Origin of the sequence: Streptococcus sp. CF7_Ac1-8, from assembly GCF_024295435.1 — a bacterium.
In the GTDB taxonomy this organism is placed as follows: domain Bacteria; phylum Bacillota; class Bacilli; order Lactobacillales; family Streptococcaceae; genus Streptococcus; species Streptococcus mitis_AP.
In genome coordinates this window covers 45,698-58,858 of the sequence record NZ_JANCPI010000015.1, presented here as the reverse complement: position 1 = coordinate 58,858, position 13,161 = coordinate 45,698, and the positions used below count along the sequence as shown (strand labels likewise).

The following is a 13,161-nucleotide window of genomic DNA, read 5'->3' as shown; positions in this document are numbered from 1 at the left end:
AGAGAAGCACCTTTAGTATCTTCTTTATCTTCAGCGATTACGTTACCTGCTGTGTCAACGTAGTGAACTACTACATCTCCAGTTACTTCTTTATAAACGTATGTTACTTCAAGAGTTTGTCCTGCTACAACCTTGCCTGTTTCATTTCCTTTAGTTGAAGCTTCAACCAATTTGTATACTTTTCCTTCTGCAGTTGTGATACGGCTTGGTTTCATTCCGTTGTCTGCAGTATTATAGTCAGTTCCTGCTTTAGCGTCTGTTGTGTCTTTTACACCTGATTCTACATTAGCACCATCTGCAGTTCCTACTAATGGAGTTCCATCTTCTGTTTGGTAGTTAACGATGACTGAACCCGCTTTTTCATAGACATACGTTACTTCTGTAGTTCCTTCTACAACAGAACCTTCTTCTGGTTTAGAGCCGTCTTTTAGGGCTTTATCAGTTAGATAGTAAGTGACACCATCTTTTACGATAGTCGCTTTCTTATGTTCTGACGTGTTGTAGTTTGTATTAAGAGAAGCATTTGTTTCATCATTTTCATCTTCTGAGATGGTATTTCCTTCTGTATCTTGGAATTTAACGATGACATTCCCTTTAACTTCTTGGTAAACATAAGTTACTTCAAGAGTTTGTCCTGCTACTACTTTACCTATTTCGTCACCTTTAGTTGCTGTTGGTACTAATTCGTATACTTTCCCTTCTGCAGTTGTGATACGACTTGGTTTCATTCCGTTGTCTGCAGTGTTGTAGTCAGTTCCTGCTTTAGCGTCTGTTGTGTCTTTAACTCCTGAAGCTACATTAGCACCATCTGCAGTTCCTACTAATGGACTTCCATCTTCAGTTTGGTAGTTAACGATGACTGAACCTGCTTTTTCGTATACATAAGTTACTGTAGTTGTACCTTCTACCACGTCTCCAGTAGCTGGTTTAGAATCATCTTTAAGCTCTTTAGCTGTTAAGTAATATTTAACACCATCTTTAATGATTTCATCTTTTTTGTGGTCTGCTGTATCATATTTAACATTTAGAGAAGCATCTGTTTCATCTTTTTCGTCTTCAGCAATTACGTTACCTTCAGTATCTTCATACTTAACAACTACGTTACCTTTTACTTCTTTATAAACGTATGTTACTTCTTTAGTTTCTCCAGCAACAACTTTACCTGTTTCATTTCCTTTAGTTGAAGCTTCAACCAATTCGTATACTTTTCCTTCTGCAGTTGTGAGACGGCTTGGTTTCATTCCGTTATCTGCAGTATTGTAGTCAGAACCTGGTTTCCCATTGTCAGTGTCTTTAGCACCTGAAGCAATATCTTTACCATCTGCAGTTCCTACTAATGGTATTCCGTCTTCTGTTTGGTAGTTAACGATGACTGATCCAGCTTTTTCATAAACGTAAATTACTTCAGTTTTACCTTCTACTACGTCTCCGTTTTCTGGTTTAGAGCCATCTTTTAGGGCTTTAGCTGTTAAGTAGTAAACTGTTCCGTCTTTTTCGATTTTCTCTGGCTTGTTGTCAGTTGTGTCGTATTTAGCGTTTAGAGAAGCACCTTTAGTATCTTCTTTATCTTCAGCGATTACATTACCTTCTGTGTCAACATAGTGAACCACTACGTCTCCAGTTACTTCTGTATAAACATATGTTACTTCAAGTGTTTTTCCTGCTACTACTTGCCCTTCCACAGTTCCAACGTTTTCTCCGTTTGTTACGATTGCTTCGGCAGAGTAAGTTGCATTAGTTGTAGTAGTACCTGCTTTGGTAACTAGTTTATATTTCGTGTTGTTAAATTCAATTGTTGCTGGTTTTTCATCATTTTCAGCTGCGTTATATGCTGTTCCTGCTTTAACATTTGTAGAATCTTGTACAGATGTTTTAATTTCAGTACCGTCAGTATTAATGTATTTAATCACTACTGATCCAGCTTTTTCGTAGACATAAGTAACTTCTTTTGTTTTACCTTCTTCTACTGTTCCAGTAACTGGTGCTGAATCTGCTTTTACTCCGTCATTTGAAGTTGTTAAGTAATATACTTCTCCAGTTGCTGTTGTAATCTTGTTCGGCTTATTAGCTGAAGTGCTTGCGTCATAATTGGTACCATTTGATACATCTGTCGCATTGGCAACAGCTAAACCTTTGTCTTCTACTGTAGTTGGAGTTGTAGCATTATCAAATGTTAATGCACCTGTTAATTTCGTACCATCTGATAATTCATATTTAGTCACTACACTTCCTAGTAACTCATACTGATAAGTTACAGTGATTTCGTTCTCTTCTACTGTACCAGCTGCTGGTTTAGATCCTGCTTGTAAACCAATTAGTCGATAAACTTTTCCATCTGCTGTGGTAATCTTAGATGCTTTTTTACTAGTAACATCATAGTCAGAATTTACACTTGCATCTGTTACAGGTTTTAATCCATCAACTGTTACTTCTTCAGTTGAATTATTAGGCATTGTTGCTGTTCCAGCGATTGGTTGTCCAGCTTTATCAACATACTTCACATTTACTGCTGATTTTTTCTCTTTGTAGACGAATGTTACTACTTTATCAGCTTCTGTTACTGTTCCTGTTTCAGGCTCTGATGTATTGTATAATCCATTATTTTCTTTTACAAGTTCATATACTTTTCCATCTGCTGTTGTAATCTTAGTCGCTTTTTTCTCAGCTACTTTATTATCATACCTTGTGCCTAACCCTGCTTCAGTGACTGCTTTTACTCCGTCTGCTGTTACTGCTTCTGTTGTATTTCCAGGCATTGAAGCTGTTCCTGCTAGTGGAGTTCCTTTTTCATCTACGTATTTAACTAGAACATTCCCTTTAACTTCTTTATAAACATAAGTGACTTCAAGAGTTTGGCCTGCGACAACCTTACCTGTCTCATTTCCTCTAGTACTTTGAGGAACCAGTTGATAAACTTTACCATCTGCTGTAGTAATGCTTGTTGGTTTATGATCTTGTGTATCGTAGTCTGAACCTGCTTTGGCATTATCAGTATCCGTAACCGTTTGAGTCACTGGTTGTTGATTTTCATTGGTTCCTTGGAGAGGATGGCCTTCTGTATCAACATAGTGAACAAGGACTGATCCAGCTTTTTCATAGACATAGGTTACTTCTGTAGTTCCTTCTACAACAGAACCTTCTTCTTCTGGTGAAGTTTTGGGAACACCATTTACCGTAGTTTTTGTTTTAGTCTCGTCTAAATAGTAAACAGAACCATTTGCTTCCAATCTTTGAGGTTTTTCAGTTTCATTTTCTTTAGTGTTGTAGGCTACGTTTTTAGGCGTTTTAACAGTTTTGTCTTCCACAACTACTTCTTGATTATTCGCATCAAGATAGTAAGTTTTTGTTTCAACTTCTACTACAGCATCTACAGTATCATTATACGAATCTTTAAGAGTTGTCCCGTCTTCTGTTTGATAATGTACGGTAACCGAGCCTTTCTTTTCAGATCTACTCGTTACTTCAGGACTATAAGTGTAGGTGATAGTAGTATGACCACTACCTAAACGATAAGCTCTAAGAGGAGTATATTCCGTCTTATAACTATAGCTTTCATAATAACCATGGTTAACGACTGCATTTGTGGAGAAATAGCCACCTCCAATGGATAACTCTTGAAAGTTAACCTGATCACCGCTGAATGCAACATCATCTACAGGGCGTTTTTCGGAATCGAGAGTGCGACTTCTAAATATGTTATCAGCCATCTTTCTGACGTACTCGTATTCGTCTCCTAGAACAAAAAAACTCTTAAAATTGTCTTCAGTATCTTCTAAGTTATACCTTTTTAAATATTTCAAATAGTTATTTAAAAGGGTTTTCGTTTCTGGGATAGTAACAGTATCTGGATTATCTTTGTGCTGCGAAATATAGCTATGAAATCCCTTAATATCATTTATATCTTCAGGAATTTCCATATGATAAACCGATGTATAGGAAATGTTATTCCGACTAGCTGATACATATGTATTTTTTTCTAATACGAAGACATAATCTCCTTCCTTGATACCACCATCTGTAGCGATATTCGTAGAAGTATATTCTTTTGCTGTGGCTTCTCCCGCCTTGAATGTATCTTCTAGCCAGTTATCAGATGTAGTGGCTGGTGTATCGGCTAATACATATTTGCCGTAAGTCCCCTTACCAGTTTCTTCGACAATCCAGGTACGACCTCCTGGTTTAACCCCACTGTGGTTAATTTTCCCATCATTTTGAACAAGACCTTCAGAAGTTAGTTTTGCAGTCACATTTCCAAGAGTAGAGTCAGAGTATGTCCCCCCTCCATCACCTGTGATTTCTACAGTTGGATCCCCAATCTTATGATAGATCGTATTATTTTTTTCAATAGTATCTTTTCCTGCGGCACCGTGCTCTTTTGCCTTGGTTAAATCAGTATCGGTAATTTCGTTACCTTTTAATGATTTGAAGACTTTTCCATATGGTCCGTATACTTCATAATCTACCGAAATTTGTTTTTCAAAGCCTGCATCTTGATTTTTATCTTCTTCTAAAACAGTCCCATCAGTTGATACATACTTGTAGTCTACCTTACCTGTTTTAGTAATTTTATCTGTACCTGTTTCATTCGGTTTTGGATTACGATCAAAATATTTTGAATCATCCTCATAATTATCACTATTAAATTCCACATGTGCTGTATCTACTTTGATAGAACCCTTGCTATTTGATATAGTAGTAGTTCCATCTTTGTTATCGATAATAGCAGCTTCTACAGACTGAGTGTTGACAGACAAAGCGATAGCAGCACCCATAATGAGTCCGAGAGTACCTATTTTTACTGAGTCTGAACGACCATTTTTTAATTTACGAATAGAAAAAATTTCTTTTTTATTTGACAAAATTTCAACCTCATATATATATATATTAACCTGAGTAACTAAATGAGAAAGAAAAACAGGTTATTGATTTTAGTATATCATTTTGCTCATAATTAGACAAGTTTGACACCCGAAATATTTTATTTCTTATGTATATTACTGCCTCTAACGTATAATATCAGAAAGAGGGCTGTTAAATAATTTATCGAATATAAAAACATAAAACACATCATATCAAAGTCTTCTTGTCTAGACATGATATAATGCGTCTTTATCTTTTATATTTCTACTCAGACTCCTGAGCTATTTACATCCACCCTGAGGGAATCGAACCCCCATCTCAAGAACCGGAATCTTACGTGATATCCATTACACTAAGGGTGGAAACTTGTTTTATTATAACAAAAATTTGCTCTAATAACAAGTTTTTTCTAGTGAGATAGCCCGTCTTAGTGGGAAGCATCCCCATTCCAGATGGAGTTTTTCACGATAACATAATCAACGTGTTTAAGGTCAGCAACCTGACGTCCACCTGCATAAGAAATAGCACTTTGAAGGTCTTGTTCCATCTCAGTCAAAGTGTCTTGTAAATGACCTTTTGCAGGAAGCAAGATGCGTTTGCCCTCCACGTTTTTATAAGCACCTTTTTGATATTGGGAAGCTGAACCGTAGTATTCTTTGAATTGTTCACCATCGACTTCAATTGTTTTCCCTGGACTTTCGATGTGTCCTGCAAAGAGGGAACCAATCATGACCATGCTAGCACCGAAACGGATAGACTTGGCAATATCACCGTGAGTACGAATTCCTCCATCAGCGATAATCGGTTTACGTGCAGCCTTAGCACACCAGCGTAGAGCAGCTAACTGCCAACCACCTGTACCAAAACCAGTCTTGACCTTAGTGATACAAACCTTACCAGGACCTATTCCAACCTTAGTAGCATCCGCACCAGCATTTTCCAATTCACGCACAGCTTCTGGTGTTCCCACATTTCCAGCAATGACAAAAGTATCTGGCAATTCTTTCTTAATGTGTTGAATCATAGAAATCACGCTATCTGCATGACCATGAGCAATGTCAATCGTGATGTATTCGGGAGCATCAGCCTTGAGCTGGCTAACAAAATCATACTCATAATCCTTAACACCGACAGAGATAGAAGCAATGAGCCCTTGATCGTGCATTCGTTTAATAAAAGGAATACGTCCTGCCTCATCAAAACGGTGCATAATGTAGAAGTAACCACCTTTTGCCAGTTGCTCTGCTACATTTTCATCCAAAATCGTCTGCATATTAGCTGGTACAACAGGTAGTTTAAAGGTGTGCTTTCCTAGAGTGACACTTGTATCCGCTTCTGCACGGCTTTTAATGACACATTTATTTGGAATCAGTTGGATATCTTCGTAATCAAAAATTGGAAATTCATTTAACATATCGATGTCTCGTTTCTTTTGTAATGACCTACCTATGCTCTCGCATCACTACGCCTTTTCCGACGTTTCCTTAATTTATTATAAACTAAAGTACAGTTTTTGTCAAATAATGTTATAAATTAAAATATATTGTTCGGATTTTATGATATAAACAACAAAAGAAAGAAGAGAGATTATTTTCTCCCCACTTCTTCTACATTCTAATAATACTCTCCCTGACGGTAGTCCCATGAGTTAAAGGTGTCTGACAGGTGCATCATAATCTTATCAATGTCAAGCCCTTTGCGGATTACAACTGGAGCTGGTGAAGTTGAACGTGCTCCTCCTTGTTCTGGGATAAGTTTTCCATCTTTATCGACCATAGAGACCATCACACCCTGCTCGTAGCGTGTTTCAATCGTTTTGTCAGGCTGGATAGATGCCACATAGTCGTCTGCCTCGATAACAAGGTCAACTGCCCCTTCGATACGTTCTCCGATTCCTTCTACCTTACCACGGTTTCCTTTTCCAGATGGATTTGCAGATGAGGCGTAGACCATCTTTCCTTCTTCCCAAAGTTTGGCAGCCAATTGTTCACCAGCTTTTCCAAACTTGATAACGAAACAGCTAGTACCACGCACGTCAGTCATGAGTTCTTCACGGCCATCCCCATATGCTTTGAGTTTTTCAAAGGCTTCTGGTTTCCATGGAAGGATACAGCCAAGAAGAATGTCTTCGTCCCAATGTTTTTGGTAGAAGGCTTCAATTTCTGGATTGAGTTGTGCTAAAGCACGAAGCTCATCCATGCTACCGCAGAGAACAACACCTGGTTTGTTACGGTTACGTTCTTTAGCTTCAAACTTGCGTTCAAGTCCTGCCTTGTCGCTAGTCATGATAATGTAACCAACTTTAGTAGGGCAAACGATACATCCGCCCTCACCTTTTAAAATATCATATCCTTCTTGTGAAAGTGTTCCGTTCCATTGAATGTGTTTTGTCATAGTTCTATTTCCTTTTCTATTTTTCTTCTAATCCTGCCAGTAGTCTGGTCGTTGTTTTTCATAAGCAGCAATCAAGTCTTCATACTGCAAGGTAATACCGATATCATCCAAGCCATTTAAGAGCTTGTGTTTCCACTCGCTATCTATCTCGAAGGTGAATTCTCCAACTGGTGAGATGATTTTTTGTTGTTCCAAGTCCACAGTTACCTGGTCACTTGGTTGTAGCTGGGCTAGTTTCTCTCGAACCTCTCTGGGCTGTACAATAGGCAACATGCCATTATTGAGTTCATTATTGTAATGAATATCACCAAAAGACCCTGCAATCACGACCTTGAAACCATAGTCCGCTAGAGCCCAAGCTGCGTGTTCCCTCGAAGATCCTGCCCCAAAGTTATCCCCTGAGATGAGAATACTGGCTTTCCGATATTCAGGTCGGTTAAAGACAAAGTCTGGGTCCTCAGTATACTTGTCATCCAGATAACGCCAAGCATACATGAGGTACTTACCAAAGCCTTTCTTATCGATTAACTTGAGAAACTGCTTGGGTAGGATTTGGTCTGTGTCGATGTTATCATTCATGAGAGGAACGGTCGTTCCCGTATAAACTGTAAATTTCTCCATATCCTCTCCTTACTGGGCTTCTGGCATTTGCCGAACATCTACGAATCGCCCTGCGATAGCTGCCGCAGCTGCCATGGCTGGACTGCAAAGATGGGTCTTAGCGCCAAAACCTTGTCTGTCTTCAAAGTTTCGGTTGCTGGTTGAGGCACAGTGGACACCATCTGGAACCTTGTCTGGATTCATCCCTAGGCACATAGAGCAACCTGGGTCTCTCCACTCAAAGCCAGCATCTAGAAAGACCTTGTCCAAACCCAACTTCTCAGCAGCTCGTTTCACAGGACGAGATCCTGGAACCACGATAGCCGTTAAATTAGGAGCAATTTGCTTTCCTTTGACAAATCGCGCAGCCAGTTGCAAGTCACTGAGACGAGCATTGGTACAAGAACCAATAAAGATATAGCCTAGTTCAATATCAGCTGGCTTTTGACCAGGCTCCAAGTCCATGTAATTGTAAGCTCGCTCATCATTCATATCCTTAATTTCTGGGAAGCTACTGTCAAAGTCAACCCCCATAGCAGGATTGGTTCCCCAGGTCACCATAGGTGCTAGGTCTGATACATCCATACGAATAACCTTATCATAGACAGCATCATCATCACTGACAAGGGTTTTCCAATCCACCACAGCCTCTTCGAAGTCCTCTGGAACACATTCTCGTCCCTTAAGATAATCATAGGTGGTTTGATCCGGGTTCATGATTCCCATCTTAGATCCAAACTCGATGGACATATTGCAGATAGTCATTCGCTCTTCCATGCTCAGTGCATCAATCGCTTGTCCCCGATATTCCACCACATAGCCAACGCCGCAAGCAACGCCGTACTTGGCAATCAAAGCTAAAATGAAATCCTTGGAATATACTCCTTTTTGAGGAACACCAGTGAATTCTACCAGCATTTTCTTGGGTTTGACCTGCCAGAGGGTCTGTGTCGCAAAGACATGCTCAACCTCACTGGTCCCAATTCCAAAAGCGATTGCTCCGAAAGCTCCATGGGTTGCCGTATGGCTGTCTCCACAGACAATGAATTTCCCTGGTTGGGTCCGTCCTGTTTCTGGACCAACCATGTGAACAATTCCTTGTTTTTCAGAACCGTGGGCAGCATGTTCAATCCCAAATTCCTCAACATTTTCAGCAAGCTTATCAATTTGAGCCTTGGAAATGACATCTCGAATATCGTAGATATTGACCGTCGGGACATTGTGGTCAAAGGTTCCAAATGTCAAATCTGGTCGTCTCAATCTGCGACCTGCATCTCGCAAACCTTGAAAGGCTTGAGGGCTGGTCACTTCATGAATATAGTGCTGGTCCACATACATGAGTTGGGGCTGCCCCTCTTCTCCTGTGATGACATGACGTTCCCATAATTTATCAAAAATCGATTTTCCTGCCATCCATTACCTCCAAATAAAATATAAGGCTCCTAGTGTGGTCACCATCCCAAGAAACCAAACTGTTTTAAAGTACCATTTTCTAGTCTTGTGGTTAAAGATGATTCCTGCTAACCAGGCCCCAAAACCACCACAAGTAAAGGCTAAAATAAGTAAGATTTTCTCAGGGATGCGCCAAGCTCTTCTCCTTGCCTTGGATTTGTCAATACCATAAATCAAGAAAACCATGACATTCCAAATCAAAAAGACTAGAGTAACTTTTTCATCTAACTTCATAACCTTGCAATAATAGCTTCCGTCATTTCCTTGGTCGAAGCCTGACCTCCTATATCTCTCGTTAAAACACCATCTGCCAAACTTGCCTCAACAGCACGCTCGATACGTTCCGCATCCTCATAACGTCCAAAACTATCTCTCAACATCATGGCCACTGATAAAATCATGGAGATAGGATTGGCAATTCCTTGACCTGCAATATCAGGAGCTGAACCGTGAATGGGCTCATAGAGACTTGGTCCATTTTCAGAATGACTGGCTGATGGCATAACTCCAAGTGTGCCAGATAGAACGCTTGATTCATCAGATAAGATATCTCCGAAAAGATTCTCTGTCACGATGACATCAAACTTGGCAGGATTGGTAATCATAAGCATAGCAGCTGAGTCTACCAGCTGGTGCTCCAAGGTTACATCTGGGAAATCCTGCGCAACTTCCTCAGCTACTTTCCGCCAGAGTTTTGAGGTCGCCAACACATTTTGCTTATCGATACTAGTAAGGATTTTTCTGCGATTTCTTGCAATTTCAAAGGCTTTGCGAATAATTCGCTCTACTTCCTCATAGCTATAGCCGTTGATATCACGCGCTTTGCGCTCTTCAAGGATATGATCTCCAAAGTAAATCCCGCCTGTCAACTCACGCACCACGACAAAGTCTACACCAGCAATTCGTTCCGGTTTGAGTGGTGACAAATGCTTGAGACTGTCAAAGATTTTTACAGGGCGAATATTAGAGTAAAGATTGAATTCCTTACGGAGAGCTAGCAAGCCTTGTTCAGGCCGAACCGCTGCTCCATCATACTGAGGACTACCGATAGCCGCTAGGAGAATGGCATCTGCTTCTCTACTTGCCTTGAGGGTTTCATCAGGTAAGGGATGCCCTGCAGCATCTATACCTGCACCTCCAAAAGGTCGCCTATCAATCTCATAATCAAAGCCTGTTTTTTCAGCTAGAGCTTCCAGAACCTCTAAACCGGCCTCCATGATTTCTGGGCCGATTCCGTCCCCTGCTAAAGCTACTATTTTCTTTGTCATAGCATTCTCCTTTACACACTAGGCATGTCACGATAGGAAACACTTCGTCCCATCTCACCAGCATTCTCTTTTTGAACAAAGGTATTGGCATTGATGTAGGCAATAGCTGAAGCCTTCAGTACATCGAAATCCAGACCTGCTGCATTAAAGATGGTTTCTGTATCTCTATTTTCAACAGTGACCAAAACCCGAGCCTGGGCATCGATTCCATCCGTCACAGCGTCAATAGTGTAGGACACCAAGCGAACGGATTGATTGAAGAATTTGTCGATAGCATTGAAGATAGCTTCAACAGAACCTTGTCCTGTCGCATTAAATTCGACTTTCTCATCTTCCATATTAGCTAGGCTAACGAGTGCTTCTATATCATTATCCGCATGAGTTTGTAGTTGTAAATCATCAAAGTGGAAGCCTTCTGGATTTTCAACCATGGTTCCAGCTACCAAAGCTCGAATATCTGCATCTGTGATTTCTTGCTTCTTGTCTGCTAGAGCCTTGAACTTAGCAAAGAGTGGCTTGATGTCCTCCTCTGTAAATTCTAGGGCCAATTCTCTTAGTTTCTCTACAAAGGCATGGCGACCTGACAATTTTCCAAGCGGAAGACTATTACTCTTAACACCAACCAATTCAGGGGTGATGATCTCATAAGTGAGGGGATTTTTAAGAACTCCATCTTGGTGAATACCAGATTCGTGAGAGAAGGCATTACCACCAACGACGGCCTTGTTTTTAGGAACTGGAATACCTGAGAAGCGAGAAACCATTTCTGACGTATTGATGGTCTCATTTAAGACAATACTGGTTTCTGCTTGGTAGTAATCTTGGCGAATATTAAGTGCCACTGCAATTTCTTCCAAAGCAGCATTCCCAGCTCGCTCACCAATACCGTTGATAGTTCCTTCGACACGACTCGCCCCATTCTTAACAGCAGCAAGGCTATTAGCCACTGCCATCCCGAGGTCATCGTGACAGTGAGGCGAATAGATAATATGACGATTCGTCTTAACATTCTCAATCAAGTATTTGAAGATAGCACCATATTCCTCTGGAGTGGTAAATCCTACCGTGTCAGGGATATTGATATAAGATGCGCCTGCATCGACCGCCGTTTGAACAACTTGCAAGAGGAAATCCAACTCTGTTCGAGTCGCATCCTCAGGAGAGAACTCAACAATCTCGAACTTAGAACGTGCATAAGAAACATGCTCCTTAATAGCTTCTAAAATCTCTTCCTTGCTCTTATTGAGTTTATACTTGCGGTGAATTGGACTGGTAGCGATAAAGACGTGAACCTGTGGATACTTGGCATCCTTAAGTGCCTCGTAACAAGCATCAATATCAGACTTGACAGAACGGGCCAAACCAGTCACCGCTGTTTTCTTCAAGGCCTTGGCAATCTCCTGCACTGCCGTAAATGAGTCTGGGCTAGCCGCTGGAAAACCAGCTTCAATTGCTGAAATGCCCCATTTCTCCAGCTGTCTTGCAATGGCAATTTTTTCCTTGATTGAAAAATTAACACCAGGTGTCTGTTCTCCATCCCGAAGGCTGGTATCTAGAAATTCAACTGTTCGCATAAGATTTCCCCTTTTCCAAATATGGTTGTAAAAAAACATCTCGCTTAGAGATCCAAGCGAGATGTTGATTCACTCCCGCTTGGTAAGCCAAACAGGACTAATGCTTTTTGCACTAGCCCGAGTACCTCAACAACAAAGCAAATTGATTAAACTTAGCTGTTTTCATGTTTGACTTTCTCCTTCGTTTGATATCTTGTTTAGTATTTTAGCATAGGCAAAAGTGCTTGTCAAGAAAAAATCCAATATTTTCTGAAAATTTCTTCAGTAGAGAATATTTTGCTAATTGAAAGCTTTTGAAAAACCTTGAAATGTTTCATTTTTTAATAGTTAAGTTCCAACTTCTTTCTATCAATTCCAGTACTTCTTCATCTGATAAAGTATCATCAAGCGCCACACTAATCCAGTAGCGTTTGTTCATATGAAAGGCAGGATAAATACCTTTATTTGAAAGCAAATCAGCTACTTGATCATGTTTGAGGTTGACTGCTTCCACTTGTCCTTCTCTGCCCTTTTCCAGCTTATCCCAAGAAATTTTCATCAAGACGGCATACCACTTTTGATTGCCTTCATGTCTTAACACTGCCGTGTCAGGAGATTTATCCCACAGATATTCCAACCGATTACCATATTTTTCCTGAACCTGAGTCATGATTCGCTTAGTCTGAGGGCAGATAAAATCCTGTACCTCAAAACAAGTCTTCCGAATTTGGTAAAGAATCTCCAGACAAGCCTCACGGACACTTGCAACAAAACTTCCTGTCATACTTTCCATATGAACTTGGGGATAGAGGTCACTTGTTTCCTGGTCAAAGACTTGAAAACTCACATTATCAGCAGTGATGGACACAGTCATGACAAAGTCACCCTGCAAAATCTGGCAACTATAGATCCAGACTCCACTACTTTCTACAAAACCATAAGCATGAGCCTTTTCTTGATTAAACTGATAGGATTTAAAAATTTCAAACATAAGTGAAAACTGCTACCCAAAGCTAGCAGTTCCTTTCTATTTT

The 13,161-nt window shown here is 40.3% G+C and carries 9 protein-coding genes and 1 tRNA gene; all 10 read right to left on the bottom strand.

All coding sequences use genetic code 11. The features are described 5' to 3' along the window. A partial coding sequence (locus NMM26_RS08220; RefSeq protein WP_254754220.1) for a MucBP domain-containing protein occupies positions 1-4,859 on the bottom strand: 4,859 nt, incomplete at its 3' end. A gap of 291 nt (positions 4,860-5,150) precedes the next feature. Next, positions 5,151-5,222 (bottom strand) — tRNA-Arg (locus NMM26_RS08215). Between the two features lie 65 nt (positions 5,223-5,287). Continuing rightward, positions 5,288-6,274 carry a GMP reductase gene (locus NMM26_RS08210; RefSeq protein WP_049546505.1) on the bottom strand — a complete coding sequence of 329 codons (987 nt, stop codon included), beginning with the start codon at positions 6,272-6,274 and terminating at the stop codon, positions 5,288-5,290. Positions 6,275-6,474: 200 nt separating this feature from the next. Further along, positions 6,475-7,254 carry an L-threonylcarbamoyladenylate synthase gene (locus NMM26_RS08205; protein ID WP_000160505.1) on the bottom strand — a complete coding sequence of 260 codons (780 nt, stop codon included), beginning with the start codon at positions 7,252-7,254 and terminating at the stop codon, positions 6,475-6,477. A gap of 27 nt (positions 7,255-7,281) precedes the next feature. Continuing rightward, entirely contained in the window at positions 7,282-7,875 is a 594-nt protein-coding gene (gene leuD / locus NMM26_RS08200; protein WP_254754221.1) for a 3-isopropylmalate dehydratase small subunit, read from the bottom strand. 9 nt (positions 7,876-7,884) lie between these two features. Continuing rightward, the gene (leuC, locus tag NMM26_RS08195; protein WP_254754222.1) at positions 7,885-9,267 is read right to left on the bottom strand and encodes a 3-isopropylmalate dehydratase large subunit; all 1,383 of its coding nucleotides are present in this window, start codon (positions 9,265-9,267) and stop codon (positions 7,885-7,887) included. Between the two features lie 3 nt (positions 9,268-9,270). Continuing rightward, positions 9,271-9,540, bottom strand: coding sequence for a DUF1294 domain-containing protein (locus NMM26_RS08190; RefSeq protein WP_254754223.1), 270 nt, complete (start codon positions 9,538-9,540; stop codon positions 9,271-9,273). Beyond that, on the bottom strand, positions 9,537-10,574 hold the full coding sequence (leuB, locus tag NMM26_RS08185) for a 3-isopropylmalate dehydrogenase (RefSeq protein ID WP_254754224.1): 1,038 nt from the start codon (positions 10,572-10,574) through the stop codon (positions 9,537-9,539). Before leuB ends, NMM26_RS08190 begins: the two co-directional genes overlap by 4 nt. Positions 10,575-10,585: 11 nt before the next feature. Continuing rightward, positions 10,586-12,148 carry a 2-isopropylmalate synthase gene (locus NMM26_RS08180; protein WP_254754225.1) on the bottom strand — a complete coding sequence of 521 codons (1,563 nt, stop codon included), beginning with the start codon at positions 12,146-12,148 and terminating at the stop codon, positions 10,586-10,588. A 313-nt stretch (positions 12,149-12,461) separates the two neighbouring features. Next, entirely contained in the window at positions 12,462-13,118 is a 657-nt protein-coding gene (locus NMM26_RS08175; protein ID WP_254754226.1) for an MmcQ/YjbR family DNA-binding protein, read from the bottom strand. Positions 13,119-13,161: the final 43 nt, after the last annotated feature.